This window comes from Mycobacterium leprae TN, assembly GCF_000195855.1.
In the GTDB taxonomy this organism is placed as follows: Bacteria; Actinomycetota; Actinomycetes; order Mycobacteriales; family Mycobacteriaceae; genus Mycobacterium; species Mycobacterium leprae.
This window is the reverse complement of the sequence record NC_002677.1, coordinates 2,051,756-2,071,157: the sequence shown is the minus strand read 5'-3', so window position 1 is coordinate 2,071,157 and position 19,402 is coordinate 2,051,756. Positions and strand designations below refer to the sequence as shown.

The window sequence follows — 19,402 nt, the reverse complement described above, 5'->3', positions numbered from 1 at the left end:
TCTGTACGCCGGCTTCGTCTTAATGATCACACCGGTAGTGGGACCCCGAGTCCTGGGATGGCCCCGACTGGGAACAGGGCCAACAAAATAACCCTGAGTGCGAACACGATGCAGGTGCGTCGGGTCGGCTCTTGAGTGGCTTCGGGCTGATTACTCGCGTAGAGCAAGTACACGTACCCAGCGTCGAACGAGATGGTGACCTATTGCCGGACTCAGTCGACTGAGGTTGCAAAAACCGTCAGCATGAGCATCGCTGCGAACGTCACCCAACCAGAGCCGCTGGCATGGCAGATTGCAGAAACGCCGGAAAGGAATGCCGGCCGCGTTGTTGATGGTCAAGACAGTCCTGTCAAGAGGGTGATCCCGAACGCGGTCGAAGCGAGCACCCCGGCGCCGACTCTGGTGGCGTCGCTGAACGTCTGGTCGAAATTTATGATGCTGTTTTCAGCACACCCAGTCGTGAGAACAATGTATTTAAAGTGTTGGCTACTAGGAATTTGGCCCGTGGAGAGCTTGCCCGCAGCCGATTAGTCAACGGTACCATGCGCGGTACTAGCGCACACAATTGGGCGAAATTCCACGGTTCCTGAGCAATGCTGTGGTTACCGTTATAGCCGGCCCGGGAGCTACTGTAGGCAGCGCGCTAAGGACGCTGGATGTTGATCGAACTGTGCACCGCGAGAGCCACAATAGACAGCAAGGTACCTAGTGAACACAATAAAGGAATCGCTTTGTGCGCTAATGTTAGAACCGGCGACGGTGACGGTAGGGGTCGCACTGGAGAACAAGATTGACCGGTCGATCTTCGCGGAGGCAAGTATCACGGCGAACCTGGTTAGCGCTGTCCCGGTGAGAAGATCAGGATGCGCGAAAAACACTGTGAATGCGAAGCCAAATGGCAGCGCAGTGATGAACAGCGCCAGCAGTAGTCGGCGTTTGGAATGGCTGAACCTGACTGCCGCCGCTACCAAGCCTCCGATGAAAATGTTGATGAAAGCCAATAAAAGATATACAGGCCGGTGCAGTAGTGTTTGGCGGGAAACAAATGCAGCGTTTCGCCGGCGAGTACGCGTCGTATAAAGCCCAGCGTGTAGTCGACTGAGTAGTACTGAGAACCGGTACAGGTAGGGTACGAACGCAAGAACGACCGGACTAGTCACAATACCAACAGCAGTGCCATGATCGTGTAGCCGACGTTGCGGGGACGAGTTATTTAGGTTGCCAACACCGGTGGATACTAACTGAGCGCAGTACTTCATCCTGATGTTGTGCGGCTGTTTCGGCTCTGACGCGGTATAGACTAGCGATCCGGTAATGCGTGTTCGACGATGGGCAACCTGGGTTGTGGTTGTCGTTCGCGACGCTTGGCCGCCAGGTACACTTGCGCGGTCTGCTGAGCTACTGTCTGCCAATCGAAATCGGAGGTGAGACGCTCTCGGGCAGCTAGCGCGCGTTGTTGCGCGGCGTCGGGATCCTCAAGTACTGTGCACACCATCGCAGCCAGTTCTGCGATATCGCGGGGCGGACACGACACCCCGGTCTGCCCGTTGATTACCGCCTCGCCCAGGCCGCCTATGTTTGAGGTCACCAGCGGAGTGCCGGCTGCAGCGGCCTCTAGGGCGACCAGTCCGAACGGCTCATAGTGACTCGGCAGCACTGCGGCGTCGGCCCGCTGCAGCGCCGCCAGCAGTTCGTTGTGGTTGAGGTGCCCGACGAACCGGGTGGCTTTGATTACTTTGTATTTACGGGCTTGGTCGACGAGCCAATCCTGCTGGGTTCCTTCTCCAGCGATGGTCAACGTGGTGCCAGGGTAGCTGCGCCTTATCCGGGGTAGCGCGGCAATGACGTCGTGCACACCCTTCTCATATTCTAGTCGCCCGACGTAGAGTAGTTCGGCCGGTCCAGTGCGCGCCCGGCGGGCTGCGAACGGCCAGCGTGCTGGGTCAATACCGTTGCGGATCACTGTGATCTCGGCCAGACCGGGACCAAACAATTCGATGATTTCGTTGCACATCGATGCCGAACATGTGATCAACGAATCGGATTCACGTACCAGCCACGACTCGACGGCATGTACCTGACGGCTGAGTGCTCCAGATACCCAGCCGGAATGCCGACCTGCTTCTGTCGCGTGAATCGTGGAAACCATTGGAACATCATAGAATTGGGCGAGCGTTATGGCTGGATGTGCCACCAGCCAGTCGTGCGCATGTACGACATCGGGACGCCAGGGGAGGTCGCTGCTATGCCTGGTTAGGGACAGGCCGGTGCGGATCATCGCATGGCCCATCGCCAGAGTCCAAGCCATCATGTCGTTACTGAAGGTGAACTCGTGTGGATCCTGTGCGGCAGCGATCACTCGCACACCTTCGCTGATCTCGTCGGAGGTCGGATGGGTACAGGGATCGGTGCCCGAGGGGCGGCGAGACAGGACAACCACGTCGTGGCCGGCCGCGGCCAGTGCAGTCGATAGGTGATGGACGTGACGGCCGAGCCCGCCGATCACCACTGGCGGATATTCCCAGGACACTATCAGGATTTTCATGAGCGTTGTCCCCTCCGCTGGCGCGAACGTCCCAAAAATGCCACGCACGACGGCGTGTCGCTGTATAAACACGCACGCTCGCGGGGAAGTCCGATTTTCACCGGGGCAGCCTTCGGGCGTCCAGTGCGCCGAACAGACCGTCGGCGCGGTTCCATCCGTCCGCCAGTTGCGCCGCGGTGTCACGTCGGCCCGATGCCAGCGCTCCCGCGATCTCCCGTGTGGCGTGGGCATGCAGGTGGGCACGGTACCTGGCGTAGTCGGCGGCTGAATCCTTGCTCACCATGAATGGCCAGTCACTTGATACGGTGAGCAGCGTTTCGCGCAGGAGTTGGTCGGCGACGTGATTGCGAGGGAGAAGTCCATCCAGTGATGTCGTCTGTGCTAGCACTTTATCGACTGTGGTCAGCGCTGTGTCGACTACCTCATTGTTGAGCTGAACCAGATCAGCGACTTTGTCGCCGGCCCACACTTGCCAGTCCTTACCGGACCCCCACGAGCTGGGTGGCAACGTAACTGTATTGCCGACGAACCCGCCCGCTAGGGCGTCGCTAAGTGTGCCCACTCGCACCCCGGCGGTGGGCAAGGCGCGCAGCACCCGCTGCAGCCAGATCGGCCCCTCGTACCACCAATGGCCGAACAACTCAGTATCGAAGGCGGCGACCACGTGAGCGGGCCGCCCGATGCGCTCGGACTCGGTGAAGAGCCGGTTGCGGACCACGCCGACAAAGTCGTCTACATGGGCGTCGACGACTTTGTCGGCGTGGTCGGGATCGTAGGGCGCCTTGGCCTCAGACGGCACGTTGCACCCGGTGACTCTGGCCGGTTTGAGACCGGTGAGGTGGTCGTAGGTGTGGAAATCGCGGTAGGCGGCATGTCCCGGATAGCCAGATTTCGGCGACCACACCCGGTAGCTGACCTGCAAGTCACGCCCGAACGCGACCACGGCGGTGTCGCCAACTGGTCGGCCCAGTGCGGTGTCGCCGTGCAGTGACGGACCGTCGACCATGAAGTGAGTGATGCCCGCGGCCGAGTAGTCGTGTTCCATCCCTGGGGCGTAGGCGCATTCCGGCGCCCATATGCCGGTTGGCCGGTGCGCCAGCCGCAGCCACGCGTCATCCAGGCCTTCGTGTAGCGCGAACTCGCGCAGCCGCGGCGCGATAAGCGGTTGGAATGGGTGGGCCAACGGGCCGCCAAGCAGTTCGACCGTCCCGGCGTCGATTAGGCTGCGCAGTAGCGGGCTGCCGCCGTGACGCCACAGAGTAGCGAAATACTCGAGTGCCCGCTGGGCCTCGATGCATTCGCGAGCTCCGAAGGCCCGCAATGCTTGCGGTGCGCACGCCGGCTTCGACTCCGAACCGGACCGCACGCTGGCCGCTTCAGTCGCGCGCAGTCGCCAGTTCGCCAGCCAGTGATGCATACCGTCGAGACAATAGGGGTCGTCGAGTTGAGCGTTCACCACCGGCGTAACCCCGAGTGTAATCAGCCGGTGCCGATTTTCATCGGCTAGGGTGTGAAGCACCTGCAGCAGCGGCAGGTAGGCCGCGGCCCACGATTGGTAGAGCCATTCCTCACCGACCGGCCAGCGGCCGTGGTGGGCTAGCCACGGCAAGTGGGTGTGTAGCACCAGGGTGAACAGACCGGGCACTGGGTTTGCGGATGTGTTCATCGGCGCACTGCGATCGCGATTAGATCCAGACTTTCATCGACGTCCCTACCATCGCTGGCCTCTGGGCCCGCTGATGCCTCGATGATGTCAAAGTCGGCAGCGGTAACCGCGGCGACGTCTGCCACCAGTTCGGGCGGCCATGGTGCGTTGCTCACCGCACGTGCGATTTGCGCGTCGATGATGGAGCCGCCGTGGCGGGCATCCATTTCCTTCAGGCGCGGTCCATGAAACAATCCGTACATGGCTACCTCGGAAAAATCTGCGGTGATAAGCAATTGGGTCAACTCGTCGGCGTTCAGCTCACGGGTGTGAAACGGGTTGATCGATGTGTCACGCCCCGGTGAAAAGGTGATTCGGTTTGGGGTGGACACCATCAGTAACCCCGAGGGACGCAGCACTCGGGCGCACTCGCTGACGAACTGGGCCTGATTCCACAGATGTTCGATTACTTGGAAGTTCACCACGACGTCCACCGAAGCGTCGGCCAGCGGCAACTCAATCAGGTTTGCTTGCATAACCTGGACTCTCGGGTAACGGCTACGGACATGGGCCACTGTGGCCTCGTCGTAGTCCACCGCAATGACCCGGTAGGCAACGTCGACGATCAGATCGGCTCCGTAGCCCTCGCCGCAGCCGGCCTCGAGAACCTCACAGCCGGTGCAGCGCTGCGCCAGCCACTGGTAAACCACCTGATGGCGGCGGAACCAGTAGTTTTCGATATCCAGATCGGGGATGGTGCGTTCACCTGTCAGCGTCAGCATGCCGTGGAATGCGGTGGAGTCGATTGACGAGGGGTCGTCGGGTATGCGGTTGGGAACGTCGGGGACGAATGCGCTCATTGTTAAGGCAGGCTAACCCGAACCGCCAGATTCGCGAACCGCTAGAGCCTTCTGTGCTAACGGCGGTGAGGAACAGCAGGCAATTGCGCAGATGCGACCCGCTATGGTGTGAGGGCATACCGTATGAAGTTACCGAACAGTAACAGGGCTGTATGGTTGCGAAACGTGTGACCTAGGTCCTGCAGTCGAGGACTGCGGGACGCCTTCGAGGAGGACTAACCACACCTATGACGAACATTGTGGTCCTGATTAAGCAGGTTCCAGACACCTGGTCGGAGCGCAAGCTGACTGACGGCGATTTCACCTTGGATCGCGAGGCCGCCGACGCGGTGCTAGACGAGATCAACGAGCGCGCCGTAGAAGAGGCGCTGCAAATCCGTGAGAAAGAGGCCGTCGACGGCATCAAGGGGTCGGTCACTGTGTTAACCGCGGGACCAGAGCGCGCCACCGAGGCGATTCGCAAGGCCCTGTCGATGGGCGCTGATAAGGCCGTCCACCTTAAGGACGACGGTATGCACGGCTCGGATGTCATCCAGACTGGGTGGGCCCTGGCACGCGCGTTGGGCACCATCGAAGGCACCGAACTGGTCATCGCCGGCAACGAATCCACCGATGGCGTCGGCGGCGTGGTTCCGGCGATCATCGCCGAGTACCTGGGCCTGCCGCAGCTCACCCACTTGCGCACAATCTCGGTTGAGGGAGGCAAAATCACCGGTGAACGCGAAACGGACGAGGGAGTGTTTACCCTCGAGGCCGTACTGCCTGCAGTGGTCAGTGTGAACGAGAAAATCAACGAGCCACGCTTCCCCTCCTTTAAAGGCATTATGGCCGCTAAGAAAAAAGAAGTCACGGTGTTGACGTTGGCCGAGATCGGTGTCGAGGTCGATGAGGTCGGGCTGGCCAACGCCGGGTCGAAGGTGTTGGTGTCGACGCCCAAGCCGGCCAAAACCGCGGGCGAGAAGATCACCGATGAAGGCGATGGCGGTAACCAGATCGTGCAGTACCTGGTTGCTCAGAAGATCATCTAAGCCGAACGCTACAAACCAATCCCCGAGACGAGAAGAGCGATATCATCCATGGCTGAAGCACTGGTGCTTGTCGAACACACTGAAGGCGCGCTGAAAAAGGTCAGCGCTGAATTGATCACCGCCGCCCGCGTGCTGGGCGAGCCGGCTGCCGTCGTGGTCGGTACACCGGGAACGTCGGCGCCGCTGGTTGACGGGTTGAAGACGGCTGGCGCTGCCAAAATCTACGTCGCCGAGTCCGACGCCGCCGACAAATACTTGATCACGCCGGTAGTCGATGTGCTGGCCGCGTTGGCCGAGTCATCGGCTCCGGCCGCTGTGTTGCTGGCCGCCACCGCCGATGGCAAGGAGATCGGCGGCCGGCTGGCGGCCCGGATCGGGTCCGGTCTGTTGGTCGATGTCGTGGACGTTCGAGAAGGAGCGGTGGGTGTCCATAGCGTTTTCGGTGGTGTGTTTATTGTAGAGGCGCAGGCCAACGGTGACACTCCGGTGATCACAGTACGGGCTGGGGCCGTTGAGGCGCAGCCAGCCGAGGGGGCGGGCGAGCAGGTCAGCGTGGAAGTGCCGGCTCCTGCCGAGAACGCCACCAAGATCACCGCCCGTGCGCCCGCGGTTGTCGACAACCGCCCAGACTTGACCGAGGCCACCGTCGTGGTGTCCGGCGGCCGTGGTGTTGGCAGTGCGGATAACTTCAGCGTGGTCGAGGCGCTGGCCGACTCGCTGGGCGCCGCGGTTGGAGCATCGCGTGCCGCTGTGGATTCCGGCTACTACCCGGGCCAGTTCCAAATAGGCCAGACTGGTAAGACGGTGTCGCCCCAGCTCTACATCGCGCTGGGTATCTCCGGGGCTATCCAGCACCGCGCGGGCATGCAGACCTCGAAGACCATCGTTGCGGTCAACAAGGACGAGGAAGCACCGATCTTCGAGATCGCGGACTTCGGTGTCGTCGGTGACTTGTTTAAGGTGGCGCCACAGCTGACCGACGGGATCAAGGCTCGTAAGGGCTAGGTTTTCGCGCGGGCCCGTCGTGGTGTGCATCCGCCACATGTGCGCCAGGGGAACCATCGCACGATCCGTGAATACATTATCGCATGTGATACTGCATTCGAAAATCGCCTATTGGTGCGGTACGAGGTGACATTTTTTCACGACATTGTCGTTATTTGGCGTGCAATGTTACATCACAGGATCGATGTCGATTAGCTCATGACTTATAGTCATGTTGTTGGTATGAGCATTGCTTTTGTCCTGACAGATACTCAGCGAGAAGCCCCATGGCACGGCGACAAGTTCGTCTATCGGGTCGCGTTATTCTCTGTTGCTGTCCACCGAACCCATCCTCGTTGGAGCTGCGTATAGTGGTTCTGCTTCGATGTGTTGAACAGTACTCCCGGCTTCGCCTTGCTGCCGGCGAACTCGGAGCAAGGTGGTGAGCACCTGGATGTCGAACTGTTCGATCTAGTTTTGTGATCACCCGCTGGTGCGTGGCGACCGCACCGGCGAGTTGGTGGGTTGTTGCCGAATGTTGTCGCCGGAGGGTGCCATTGCGGCAAGAGGCCTTTATACCTCAACGGAATTCGATATTCGTTCATTCGATCCGTTGCGGTCGTCGTTGGTCTAGATGGGCTGCGCCGTGGATGTTGAGAAAGTCACCGCAACGGTAATGTGGTGCTGCTGATGTGGGCGGGCATTCTGGCCTATCTGGATCGATATGGCATGTAATTTTACATCTCCGCCTGTGCGTCGGTCCCGATCGCAGGCGATGGGGATGGTTTCTGTGGCGATCCTGCTCCAGGTAGACAGATTACGTGATGTCCATGATTTTGTGTTGCACCGTCATACTGCCTTGCCGCAGCATCAGGTGTACCTGTAGCGCCCAGTGCAAGTGGAGGGTAGGGGTATCGACGATATTCCGCTGCCGCAACGGTCGGTGATTCCACCCGCCAGCTGATGTGTGGCTACCTGTGACTGGGGGCACGGGTCTGCGGTGAGCCGGCGTACAACCCGGACTTCGGTTCGGTGGGGTCTGCGTGCTGATGGACAAGTGGTACGCTGATAACCACTACACTGCGGCGACTTGTTGGTTTTGGCGGCCGCACAGATAGTTTGGTACGACTATTGCTCACAGCGACTCAATAGAAACCCAATAGAACAGTTTACAATGCACTCCCGCAGTAAGTGAGCATGCTTGGCGGTTGCGGACATCGTATGATATCAACTGTGTGTGTAAGGATAAAACGCTGCTGGGTTGGACGCACACGCAACGCGCCTATTGCCGGTTGATGCTGCGCCGATTCGGCGTCCGAATCACCACGGTGTCGGGAAGCCCGATTTGCAGTCTGTGCGGAGTCCTGGTGGTCAGCAGCCACATGTTTTAGCTGGAATGTCTTCGCTATCGGCTCTACGTTGCCGGGGTCTTTCGTCGCCCGTGCTGATATGTTCAGCGTGCCCACCATTGCGATCGTGGCGCGCATCCCTGAAATAGTATCCCGTATAGAGTAGTCCAGTTTGTGGTGTCTACCTAAGGTGGTCGATACCTTTGCCCGTAGGCTGTGCTCCTGTCAAACCGTGGTGGTGTTTCCTGAAGGCACTACCTGGTGCGGCCTCTCCACGCCATCGCACTGATGGCGTGGGTTCTTCTATCCAGCAATGTTGCAGGCCGTGGTCGATGCCGGTTGTCCAGTGCAGCCACTTTCACTGACGTATAACCACATCGACGGGATGTGTATTGACCGTGCCCGCTCTTCGTCGGTGACGACACGTTGTTGCGGTCAATCTGCCGATTGCCCACCGTGCGTCGCACGCTGGCCTAGATGCGTGTCGAATTTCTGCAGTTGCCGGCCGGGTATCGATTGGCCGGGCCCTGGCCCGTCGCTGTCAGTTCACGGTGCGACTGGGGGCTAGGCAGTATGTCGATGCGGAACCTCGACATGTCGGTGCTGGAGTGAGCAGCAGGCGCTCTTGATCCGGCAGGCTCCGATCGCCGGTATCCTAAAGTGCGTCATGGCCTACCTGGATCACGCCGCTACTACCCCGATGCACCCCGCCGCCATCGAGGCGATGACGACCGCGCTAGGCACTGTCGGCAACGCGTCGTCGCTGCACACCAGTGGGCGAGTGGCGCGGCGGCGGATTGAGGAATCCCGCGAGCTGATCGCCGACAAACTTGCTGCGCGCCCGTCCGAGGTGATTTTCACTGCAGGTGGCACCGAGAGCGACAACTTGGCCGTCAAAGGCATCTATTGGGCGCGCCGTGACGCGCAGCCGTGCCACCGACGCATCGTTACAACCGAGGTGGAACACCACGCCGTGTTGGACTCGGTGAACTGGCTGGTCGAACACGAAGGTGCGGAGGTGACGTGGTTGCCCACCGCTGCCGACGGCTCGGTATCGGCGTTCGGGCTGCGGGAGGCGCTGCAGCAACACAACGACGTCGCACTCGTATCGGTGATGTGGGCCAATAACGAAGTCGGCACAGTCATGCCAGTCGTCGAACTCGCCGCCGTCGCTGCCGAGTTCGGTGTTCCGATGCACAGTGATGCGATACAAGCGGTGGGTCAGCTGCCGGTAAAGTTCGGTGTCAGCGGGCTGTCGGCGATGAGTGTGGCCGCGCATAAATTTGGTGGCCCGCCTGGTGTGGGCGCGTTGCTGCTGCGCCGGGACATCAGCTGTGTTCCGTTGTTGCATGGTGGTGGGCAGGAGCGCGATATTCGTTCCGGCACTCCCGGTGTCGCCAGCGTTGTTGGGATGGCAGCGGCGGCACAGATCGCGGTGGACGGATTGGAGATCAACAGTATCCGGCTGCAGGTGTTGCGTGACCGCTTGATCGAGGGTGTGCTGGCGACGATTGACGACGTTGCACTCAACGGTGCCCGCGATCGGATGCGGCTTCCAGGTAACGCGCACTTCATCTTCCGTGGTTGCGAAGGTGATGTGCTATTGATGCTGTTGGATGCCAACGGAATCGAATGCTCGACTGGATCGGCCTGCACCTCCGGTGTTCCGCAGCCGTCGCACGTTCTGATAGCGATGGGCGCCGACCCGGCTAGTGCGCGCGGATCGCTTCGTCTTTCTTTGGGGCACAATAGTGTTGAGGTCGACGTTGAAGAGGTGCTGCGGGTGCTGCCGGGGGCGGTGGATCGCGCCCGCCGAGCATCGCTGGCAGCGGCAGGGGCCGGGGGTGTTGGGGTGTGAAAGTTCTCGCCGCGATGAGCGGTGGCGTCGACTCGTCGGTTGCTGCTGCCCGGATGGTCGACGCCGGACATGATGTGGTGGGTGTTCACCTGGCGCTGTCTACCGTCTCCGGTACGCTGCGCACCGGGTCACGGGGCTGCTGTTCCAAAGAAGACGTGTCAGATGCGCGCCGTGTTGCCGATGTCCTTGGGATCCCCTTTTATGTTTGGGATTTCGCCGAGAAGTTCCAAGAAGACGTGATCGATAATTTTGTGTCTGCGTATGCCCGCGGGGAAACCCCTAACCCCTGTGTGCAATGCAATCAGCGGATCAAGTTCTCGGCGCTTTCTGTCAGAGCCTTAATGTTGGGTTTCGATACGGTGGCCACTGGCCACTACGCGCGACTGTCCGGTGGGCGACTACGTCGTGCTGTCGACCGGGGTAAGGATCAATCCTACGTGCTGGCGGTATTGACTGCTCAACAGTTGCGCCACGCCGCGTTCCCGATCGGCGACACGCTCAAGCGGCAGGTTCGTGCGGAGGCCGCCCGCCGTGGCTTACTAGTCGCTGATAAGCCCGACAGCCACGGCATCTGCTTCATCCCGTCCGGGAACACCCGTGCTTTTTTGAGTGAATGTATTGGGATACGCCGCGGCAGTGTGGTTGACGCGGATGGCACGGTGCTTGCCGAGCATGATGGAGTACACGGTTTCACCGTAGGCCAACGCAAGGGTCTGGGCATCGTCGGGCCAGGACCGAACGGCCGTCCGCGCTATGTGACGGCGATTGACGCCGACACCGCGACCGTGTACGTGGGTGACGCGGCCGACCTCGGTGTGCATACGCTGATCGGACGGGCGCCGGTCTTCACCGCGGGAGCTGCGCCGTTGGGTCCTGTTCAGTGTGTGGTTCAGATTCGTGCACACGGTGAAACCGCCGTTGCGGTCGTTGAGTTGATTGGTGACGAGCTGTTTGTGCGGTTGTGCGAACCGCTGCGCGGTGTGGCGCGCGGCCAGACGTTGGTGCTGTACCGCTTGGATCCGGACGGGGACGAAGTGCTTGGCAGCGCCACTATAGCTAGCATGTCGGCGTGATAGTTGGCAAAGCGATTTTGGATCTGGGGGTAAAACCCGTCAGTGCGGTCGTTGCATTGGTCTGTGACGAGCTTTTTTGCGTGCGGTTATGTGAAATCGCTGAGGTGATCAACTTCAGATTTCGTCGTGATAATCTTCATCTCTCTGTTCTTGATAGTCGCAGCCCCTATTCGTGCTGGCCGACTCCGTGATTAGAGCGTCGATTGCGTTGTCAATCGGCATCGAGCGTCTACTTTGCGGACCAGTCGAGGTACGAGGAGTTTCGTCAAGTTGGCGAACACAGTAAAAATAATGTCGTCTATTTTAGTGCGCTCTCGGTAGCATCGGACAGCAGGTTGGTATTGGTTGTGCGGCCGGCTCCTACGACTAGGTCGCTGTCAGCAGTGGATTCTGACCAGGATGTTGGTCTGTGGGACTTTGCTGGTACCGCGGGTAATGGAGTCGGTTGGGCTGGCACCGATGGTGCCGGTTAGCTGGGAGCCGGATGTGGTTGGTGGGCCGAATTGACGGACGTAGGCCGGTAGAGTCCACCACCGTCGCCGTGTGTGCGGCTAAGCCGAGTCTGACAAAGACGGGTAGTCGATGTGTTGCCGTGCCACCTTCGGCGAGAGGACCTGCTTTGGGCGGGTATTGGACAGCCGTGTTAGTGGCACTCTTCAACATGGGTCAACATGGGGCTTGTAGTGCGGTCTGGGTAGGGGCACCGTTGCCTGGGATGGTTGCTAGGTCGTCGCCGACCGTGCAGCTGTGACTGGGCCAGCGGGATCACGTCTACGGTGATGTCGTCTTTGGGGTAAAATTGCGCCGCATAACAACCAGCGGCCGTGTCAGACTTGCTAGCTGTGGGCTGGTTCGCGCAACAGAACAGATACCCTGACGAGCGACGGTCGATGCGATGTCGAATACGGTTGCCGGATGAGTGTTTTCGCAACGGCTAGCGGTGTTGGGTCGTGGCCCGGTTCATCCCCTTACCCAGCTGCCAAGGTTGTCGTTGGCGAGTTGGCGGGTGCGCTAGCCCATATCGTCGAGTTGCCCGCCAGGGGAGTGGGCGCCGACATGCTTGGCCGGGCCGGCGCGCTACTTATCGACGTGGCTATCGACACGGTGCCGCGCGGTTACCGAATTGCTGCACGGCCCGGTGCAGTGACACGAAGGGCCTTTAGCCTGCTCGACGAGGACATGGATGCCTTCGAAGCGGCATGGGAGATGGCCGGCCTGCGCGGTAGGGGGCGTGTCGTCAAGGTACAGGCTCCTGGGCCGATTACACTCGCGGCCGGGCTAGAACTGGCCAACGGCCACCGGGCGATCACTGATTCCTGTGCCGTGCGTGACTTGGCGGAATCGCTGGCTGAGGGTGTTGCTGCGCACCGTGCGGCTCTGGCACGGCGACTCGACACACAGGTGGTGGTGCAGTTCGATGAGGTGTCGCTGCCGGCGGCATTGGGGGGACTGCTGACTGGGGTGACTGCGTTTTCCCCGGTCGCCCCGCTCGACGAAACATTGGCGGCAACACTGTTCGACAGTTGCGTCGCGACCGTGGGTGCCGACGTACTGCTGCACAGCTGTGCTGCGGAGTTGCCATGGAACTTCTTGCAGCGCAGCGCTATTAGAGCGGTGTCGGTAGACGTCAACGTGCTACGGACAGGGGATCTGGATGGCATCGCAGCATTCGTCGAGTCGGGCCGCACGGTCGTGTTGGGCGTCGTGCCCGCAACCGCCCCGCAACGGCTGCCGTCGGTAGAGCAGGTGGCCGCCGCAGTTGTTGGTGTGACCGATCGGCTCGGCTTTGGTCGCTCAGCGCTGCGTGATCGTATCGGCGTCAGCCCGGCATGTGGTCTGGCGGGTGCGACGCCGCACTGGGCATGCACCGCTATCGAGCTGGCGCGTAAGACCGCCGAAGCGTTCGCCCAAGACCCGGACGCCATCTAGTTGCGTCGGCGCACCAGCGGCCCAGTCGCGTGTCGGATTGCTCAGTTAGCCTGCGAGGGTGAGTTCCCCCGAAGCTGACCCTATCGGACCCGAGGTGTTGCAGCAGTGGCGAAAGCTGACCGAAGAGGTGCGTGAACACCAGTTCCGTTACTATGTGCGTGACGCGCCGATCATCTCTGACGCGGAGTTTGATGCTCTGCTGGACAGGCTCACTGTGCTGGAGGAACAGCATCCCGAGCTGTGCACGCCCGATTCACCTACCCAGCTGGTCGGCGGTGCTGGCTTCATGACTGATTTCGTGGCGACCGAGCATCTCGAACGGATGTTCAGCCTCGACAACGCCTTCAGTGGGGATGAACTCAATGCCTGGGTCACTCGCATCCGCGCAGAGATCGGTAATGACGCCCATTATTTGTGTGAGCTCAAGATCGACGGTGTCGCATTGTCGTTGGTCTACCGGGATGGACGCCTGACCCGCGCCACGACTCGGGGCGATGGTCGCACCGGCGAAGACGTCACGCTGAACGCGCGGACCATCGAAGATGTGCCGGAACGGCTGACCGTCAGCGATATTTACCCGCTGCCAGAGGTTCTTGAGGTCCGCGGCGAGGTGTTCTTCCGAGTGGTGGACTTTCAAGCGCTTAACACGAGCCTCGTTGAGGAGGGCAAGAATCCGTTCGCTAACCCACGAAACAGCGCGGCGGGCTCGCTGCGCCAGAAGGATCCGGCGGTCACGGCTCACCGTAAACTGCGAATGATCTGTCATGGACTGGGGCACATCGAAGGCTTTCGTCCCGCTACCCAGCATCAGGCTTACTTAGCTTTACGGGACTGGGGGTTGCCGGTGTCCGAGCATACGACGCTGGTCAACGACATAGCTGGCGTCCAGGGATGCATCGCATACTGGGCCGAACATCGTCACGAGGTGGACCATGAAATCGACGGGATAGTGGTCAAAATCGACGAGGTTACGTTGCAGCGCAGGCTGGGTTCCACCTCGCGAGCTCCACGATGGGCCATCGCTTACAAGTACCTACCCGAGGAGGCGCAGACCAAGCTGCTCGACATCCGGGTGAACGTCGGCCGCACCGGTCGGGTTACGCCATTCGCGTTCATGACGCCCGTGAAAGTTGCCGGGTCGACGGTCGGGCAGGCGACCTTGCACAACCCTTCTGAGGTCAAACGCAAAGGTGTGCTGATCGGTGACACCGTGGTGATCCGCAAGGCCGGCGACGTGATTCCCGAAGTTTTGGGACCTGTGGTTGACTTGCGCGACGGGTCCGAACGTGAATTTGTGATGCCCACAACGTGTCCCGAGTGCGGTACTACGTTAGCGCCAGAAAAGGAAGGCGATGCCGACATCCGTTGCCCCAATGCCAGGAGCTGCCCGGGGCAACTGCGAGAGCGAGTGTTTCACGTCGCTAGCCGCAGCGCTCTGGACATTCAGGGGTTGGGTTACGAGGCCGGTGTGGCGTTGCTGGCTGCGCAAGTGATCACTAGCGAGGGCGACCTGTTCACCCTCACCGAGAAGGCCTTGTTGCGCACCGAGCTTTTCCGCAACAAGGCAGGGGAGTTGTCGGCGAATGGCAAACGGTTGCTAGTCAACGTCGACAAAGCCAAAACTGCACCGCTGTGGCGAGTGCTGGTGGCGTTGTCGATCCGGCATGTCGGGCCGACGGCTGCGCGAGCCTTGGCCACCGAGTTCGGCAGCGTTGACGCAATCTTGGCCGCGTCCCCTGAACAACTGGCCGCTGTCGAGGGTGTAGGGACCACCATCGCGGCCGCGGTTACCGAGTGGTTCACCGTCGACTGGCATCGCGTGATTGTCAATAAGTGGCGGGCTGCCGGGGTGCGGATGGTCGATGAGCGTGACACCAGCGTGCTGCCCACATGCGAAGGGTTGACCATCGTGGTCACTGGTTCTTTAGCAGGGTTTTCCCGTGACGATGCCAAGGAGGCGATCGTGGCGCGCGGAGGCAAGGTCGCTGGTTCGGTATCGAAGAAGATCGCCTACGTGGTCGTAGGCGACTTGCCGGGATACAAATATGACAAGGCGGTCGAGCTCGGGGTGCCGATCCTCAACGAGGACGGGTTTCGCCTGTTGCTTGAGCAGGGACCTCCGGTGCAGCAAGTCGTTGACTAGCGTTAGCGCAGCATGGTGGCCACGATTCCGGCTAGGTACCCCAGTCGAGCCACCTCTGATGGCCTAAACTCCGGGCCCGGACGGCCCAGCACCACTGCGGTGTGTGGGTCGCCCAATGGTGCGGCGATCATGGTGGTGTTCATATCGCGCAACGACTGTGGCACCCACTCGGCGGTACCGTCTAGTGGCGCGGCACGTTCGATCGGCAGCCACGGTGCCGAATTCGCCCGAGTCTCTGGTGCGCCAACACTAGCGGCTAAGCGTAGTAGCTTTCCCTGCGAACTGCGCAATACGGTGCACCAGCTCACCCGCAGCACCTTGGGCGCCTCGTCGGCCAGCACTTGCAGTTTGGATGCGTTGTCGTCGGCCGCGGCGACCTGGTCGAGCAGCTCCAGCTCGCGGTGGGCTTCCAGCAGACCGCTATGCGGACGGACACTGTCCACTCGGACACCGGGAAGTGATTCGAAGGCGGTGATCAACTTGTCGGGCATTGCCCCGGATGGAACCTCGATGACAAGGTCATCGATCGCGTAACCACCGCTGCGCTCGACCACATCTAGCGACAGAATGTCGCCGCCCACTGAACCGAGCGCCACAGCTAGTGAGCCCAGGCTGCCTGGGCGGTCGGCTAGTTCGATGCGCAGCAGATAGGAAGGCACGGCCAACACTGTTGCATAGCGTTGGGTAAGCGGCATTTCCACCCAGAGGCCTGACCGGCTGGCTTCCTCTGCCGACGAGCGTGCATCTAGATTTTCTGTTGGGTAGAGAAAGTTCTGTTGGGTAAAGAAAGTTATTGTGCGGCCAACTTCACGCTCGCGGCTAGGTAGGCTTTCACGCGTGTCCCCGATCTCCCGCGATGAGGTCTTGCACCTGGCCCGGCTAACCCGACTGGTGTTGACCGATACCGAGTTGGCCAGCTTCTCTAGTCAACTCGACGTCATCCTGGCCCACGTGAGCCAGATTCAGGCTGTTGACGTCACCGGCGTCGAACCTACCGACAATCCGCTCAAATACGTCAACATCACGCGCCCGGACGAGACTGTCCCGTGTCTGACTCAGCAGCAGGCGCTGGCCGAAGCACCCGAAGCCATTTACGGCCGCTTTGTTGTCCCTCAGATCTTGGGGGACAACAAATGATTGGTTCACTGCACGAGATCATTCGGTTGGACGCGTCGACGCTGGCTGCCAAGATCGTTGCCAAGGAGCTGTCGTCGGTTGAGATCACCCAGGCCTGCCTGGACCAGATCGAGGCGACGGACGACACCTACCGAGCCTTCCTTCACGTGGCGGCCGAGAAGGCACTGTCGGCGGCGGCCGCCGTCGACAAGGCGGTGGCCGCTGGCGGACAGTTGTCGTCAACGTTGGCCGGAGTTCCATTGGCGCTCAAAGATGTGTTCACCACTGTCGACATGCCGACCACCTGCGGATCCAAGATCCTACAGGGCTGGCATTCCCCTTATGACGCCACTGTCACCACGCGGTTGCGCGCGGCCGGCATCCCGATCCTAGGTAAGACCAACATGGATGAATTCGCGATGGGCAGCTCAACCGAGAATTCCGCTTACGGCCCGACCCGCAACCCGTGGAATGTCGACCGGGTGCCAGGCGGCTCCGGTGGCGGCAGCGCAGCGGCGTTGGCAGCGTTCCAGGCGCCGTTGGCCATCGGCTCCGACACCGGCGGCTCCATCCGGCAGCCGGCCGCGTTGACCGCGACAGTCGGTGTCAAACCCACCTATGGCACAGTTTCCCGGTACGGACTGGTTGCTTGTGCCTCGTCGCTGGATCAGGGAGGGCCGTGCGCGCGCACCGTCTTAGACACTGCACTGCTGCATGCGGTGATCGCCGGCCACGATGCCCGCGACTCCACCTCCGTGGAAGCAGCGGTGCCCGATATCGTAGGTGCTGCTAAGGCCGGCGAGTCGGGTGACCTGCACGGCGTGCGGGTAGGGGTGGTCCGGCAGTTGCGTGGCGAGGGTTATCAGTCGGGGGTGTTGGCGTCATTTCAGGCCGCTGTCGAGCAGTTGATCGCACTGGGTGCAACGGTCAGCGAAGTCGACTGCCCGCACTTTGACTACGCGCTGGCCGCCTACTATCTGATCTTGCCATCGGAGGTGTCAAGCAACCTCGCGCGTTTCGATGCGATGCGCTACGGGCTGCGGGTCGGTGACGACGGCAGCCGCAGCGCCGAAGAGGTGATTGCGCTGACCAGGGCTGCCGGGTTCGGGCCGGAGGTCAAGCGGCGCATCATGATCGGTGCCTACGCATTATCGGCCGGCTATTACGATTCCTACTACAGCCAGGCGCAGAAGGTGCGCACGTTGATTGCGCGTGATTTAGACAAAGCTTACCGATCCGTCGACGTGCTGGTGTCCCCGGCGACGCCGACTACCGCGTTCAGCCTTGGCGAAAAAGCCGACGATCCGCTGGCGATGTACCTGTTCGATCTGTGCACGTTGCCACTCAACCTGGCTGGCCATTGCGGCATGTCGGTGCCGTCCGGGCTGTCCTCGGATGACGATCTGCCGGTGGGCCTGCAGATCATGGCGCCCGCTTTGGCCGACGACCGACTCTACCGGGTGGGTGCCGCCTACGAGGCCGCACGCGGGCCATTGCCGTCCGCTATTTGAGTTTCTTCGGTCACGAGCAGCTGCCAACGCGAGCAGATATTTGCGTTTGTTCGCGCTATCTGAGGCGTTCGCATGCAAGATGAAGGCATGAGGATCGGAATTCTCACGGGGGGCGGCGACTGTCCTGGTCTTAACGCCGTTATCCGGGCGATTGTGCGCACCTGTGACGCCCGGTACGGTTCGTCGGTAGTCGGGTTTCAGGACGGCTGGCGTGGGTTGCTGGAGAATCGGCGCATGCAGCTGTGCAACGACGACCGGAATGACCGTCTGTTAGCCAAAGGCGGAACCATGCTGGGCACTGCCCACGTGCACCCCGACAAGCTGCGGGCCGGGCTGCATCAGATCAAGCAGACCCTGGATGACAATGGCATCGACGTGCTCATCCCGATCGGCGGCGAAGGCACGCTGACGGCCGCGCACTGGCTGTCGCAGGAAGACGTTCCTGTGGTCGGCGTGCCGAAGACGATCGACAACGACATCGACTGCACCGACGTGACCTTTGGCCACGACACCGCGCTGACGGTGGCTACCGAAGCCATTGACCGGTTGCACAGTACCGCCGAATCTCACCAACGTGTGATGCTGGTGGAGGTGATGGGTCGGCATGCCGGCTGGATAGCGCTGAGTTCCGGGCTGGCTTCCGGTGCGCACATGACGCTGATTCCCGAACAGCCCTTCGATGTCGAGGAAGTGTGCTGCCTCGTGAAACGACGTTTTCAGCGCGGGGATTCGCATTTCATTTGCGTGGTCGCTGAGGGTGCCAAGCCGGTCCCAGGCTCGATCACGTTGCGCCAAGGTGGGATGGATGAATTTGGTCACGAGCGTTTCACTGGGGTGGCAGCGCAATTGGGCGCTGAGGTCGAGAAGCGGATCAACAAGGACGTGCGAGTGACTGTGCTGGGTCATGTCCAACGCGGTGGTACACCGACGGCCTTCGATCGGGTGCTGGCCACCCGGTTCGGGGTTAATGCTGCCGACGCCTCGCACGCCGGCGAGTACGGCCAGATGGTGTCACTGCGTGGGCAAGACATCGGTCGCGTACCGCTGGAGGATGCGGTGCGTCAGCTCAAATTGGTGCCCGAAAGCCGTTACGACGACGCCGCCGCCTTCTTCGGTTAAGATGGGAATGCTACTGCAAATACCGCGGTAGCGTCAACTGTTCGACTGTCTGAATTTCGAGGTGGCCATATGCACCAAACGCTGGCAAGACACTCACGTCGAGGCTGAGGAACTGGAAACTATGGCTAGCTAAGAACTTGAGCGATTGTCCGCCTAAGTTGCTGCTACGGATGGTACTGTTGTTAGATCGACACGTGCATGAGAGGAACGAGATCACGTTGCCCACTATGTTCCTGGCCAGG

General features: G+C 60.9%; 15 protein-coding genes and 2 pseudogenes. 12 read left to right on the top strand and 5 right to left on the bottom strand.

The annotated features are described in order from the left end of the window. Positions 1 to 192 precede the first annotated feature (192 nt). Positions 193 to 531, top strand: a complete 339-nt coding sequence (locus ML_RS08740) for a hypothetical protein (RefSeq protein ID WP_041322930.1) — start codon at positions 193 to 195, stop codon at positions 529 to 531. 95 nt (positions 532 to 626) lie between these two features. Here ML_RS08740 and ML_RS08735 read toward each other — a convergent pair whose 3' ends face one another. The 4 genes from ML_RS08735 to ML_RS08720 all read right to left on the bottom strand — a co-directional run bounded on the left by ML_RS08735 (position 627) and on the right by ML_RS08720 (position 5,050). Then, a complete protein-coding gene (locus ML_RS08735) occupies positions 627 to 1,160 on the bottom strand; it encodes a hypothetical protein (protein ID WP_156517096.1) in 534 nt (177 codons plus the stop codon). Positions 1,161 to 1,300: 140 nt separating this feature from the next. Beyond that, the gene (locus tag ML_RS08730; RefSeq protein ID WP_041322924.1) at positions 1,301 to 2,545 is read right to left on the bottom strand and encodes a glycosyltransferase family 4 protein; all 1,245 of its coding nucleotides are present in this window, start codon (positions 2,543 to 2,545) and stop codon (positions 1,301 to 1,303) included. Between the two features lie 97 nt (positions 2,546 to 2,642). Then, positions 2,643 to 4,211, bottom strand: a complete 1,569-nt coding sequence (locus ML_RS08725; RefSeq protein ID WP_010908502.1) for a 1,4-alpha-glucan branching protein domain-containing protein — start codon at positions 4,209 to 4,211, stop codon at positions 2,643 to 2,645. Further along, positions 4,208 to 5,050 carry a class I SAM-dependent methyltransferase gene (locus ML_RS08720; protein WP_010908501.1) on the bottom strand — a complete coding sequence of 281 codons (843 nt, stop codon included), beginning with the start codon at positions 5,048 to 5,050 and terminating at the stop codon, positions 4,208 to 4,210. Before ML_RS08720 ends, ML_RS08725 begins: the two co-directional genes overlap by 4 nt. A gap of 227 nt (positions 5,051 to 5,277) precedes the next feature. Between ML_RS08720 and ML_RS08715 the strand changes: the two genes are divergently transcribed. From ML_RS08715 to ligA, 8 genes and pseudogenes are all read left to right on the top strand, one after another. Then, positions 5,278 to 6,078 carry an electron transfer flavoprotein subunit beta/FixA family protein gene (locus ML_RS08715; RefSeq protein ID WP_010908500.1) on the top strand — a complete coding sequence of 267 codons (801 nt, stop codon included), beginning with the start codon at positions 5,278 to 5,280 and terminating at the stop codon, positions 6,076 to 6,078. A 48-nt stretch (positions 6,079 to 6,126) separates the two neighbouring features. Continuing rightward, on the top strand, positions 6,127 to 7,083 hold the full coding sequence (locus ML_RS08710) for an electron transfer flavoprotein subunit alpha/FixB family protein (protein WP_010908499.1): 957 nt from the start codon (positions 6,127 to 6,129) through the stop codon (positions 7,081 to 7,083). A gap of 247 nt (positions 7,084 to 7,330) precedes the next feature. Then, a pseudogene (locus ML_RS08705) lies at positions 7,331 to 8,180 on the top strand (GNAT family N-acetyltransferase). A gap of 90 nt (positions 8,181 to 8,270) precedes the next feature. Then, positions 8,271 to 9,040, top strand: a pseudogene (locus ML_RS08700) (lysophospholipid acyltransferase family protein). Between the two features lie 38 nt (positions 9,041 to 9,078). Then, positions 9,079 to 10,269: a cysteine desulfurase family protein gene (locus ML_RS08695; protein WP_041322921.1), complete on the top strand. Its 1,191-nt coding sequence runs from the start codon at positions 9,079 to 9,081 to the stop codon at positions 10,267 to 10,269. Then, a complete protein-coding gene (gene mnmA, locus ML_RS08690) occupies positions 10,266 to 11,342 on the top strand; it encodes a tRNA 2-thiouridine(34) synthase MnmA (protein ID WP_010908497.1) in 1,077 nt (358 codons plus the stop codon). The genes ML_RS08695 and mnmA overlap by 4 nt, the downstream gene beginning before the upstream one ends. Positions 11,343 to 12,257: 915 nt before the next feature. Next, positions 12,258 to 13,271, top strand: a complete 1,014-nt coding sequence (locus ML_RS08685; protein WP_010908496.1) for a uroporphyrinogen decarboxylase/cobalamine-independent methonine synthase family protein — start codon at positions 12,258 to 12,260, stop codon at positions 13,269 to 13,271. 58 nt (positions 13,272 to 13,329) lie between these two features. Next, positions 13,330 to 15,414 (top strand): NAD-dependent DNA ligase LigA, encoded by a 2,085-nt coding sequence (gene ligA, locus ML_RS08680; protein WP_010908495.1) that lies wholly within the window; start codon positions 13,330 to 13,332, stop codon positions 15,412 to 15,414. A 2-nt stretch (positions 15,415 to 15,416) separates the two neighbouring features. On the opposite strand, the gene ML_RS08675 is transcribed toward ligA, so the two are convergent. Next, positions 15,417 to 16,073: an ACT domain-containing protein gene (locus tag ML_RS08675; protein WP_165443162.1), complete on the bottom strand. Its 657-nt coding sequence runs from the start codon at positions 16,071 to 16,073 to the stop codon at positions 15,417 to 15,419. A 178-nt stretch (positions 16,074 to 16,251) separates the two neighbouring features. Between ML_RS08675 and gatC the strand changes: the two genes are divergently transcribed. The 3 genes from gatC to ML_RS08660 all read left to right on the top strand — a co-directional run bounded on the left by gatC (position 16,252) and on the right by ML_RS08660 (position 19,160). Continuing rightward, positions 16,252 to 16,551 carry an Asp-tRNA(Asn)/Glu-tRNA(Gln) amidotransferase subunit GatC gene (gene gatC, locus ML_RS08670; RefSeq protein ID WP_010908493.1) on the top strand — a complete coding sequence of 100 codons (300 nt, stop codon included), beginning with the start codon at positions 16,252 to 16,254 and terminating at the stop codon, positions 16,549 to 16,551. 8 nt (positions 16,552 to 16,559) lie between these two features. Next, positions 16,560 to 18,041, top strand: coding sequence for an Asp-tRNA(Asn)/Glu-tRNA(Gln) amidotransferase subunit GatA (gene gatA / locus ML_RS08665; protein WP_162618333.1), 1,482 nt, complete (start codon positions 16,560 to 16,562; stop codon positions 18,039 to 18,041). Between the two features lie 87 nt (positions 18,042 to 18,128). Further along, positions 18,129 to 19,160 carry an ATP-dependent 6-phosphofructokinase gene (locus ML_RS08660; protein ID WP_010908491.1) on the top strand — a complete coding sequence of 344 codons (1,032 nt, stop codon included), beginning with the start codon at positions 18,129 to 18,131 and terminating at the stop codon, positions 19,158 to 19,160. Positions 19,161 to 19,402 lie beyond the last annotated feature (242 nt).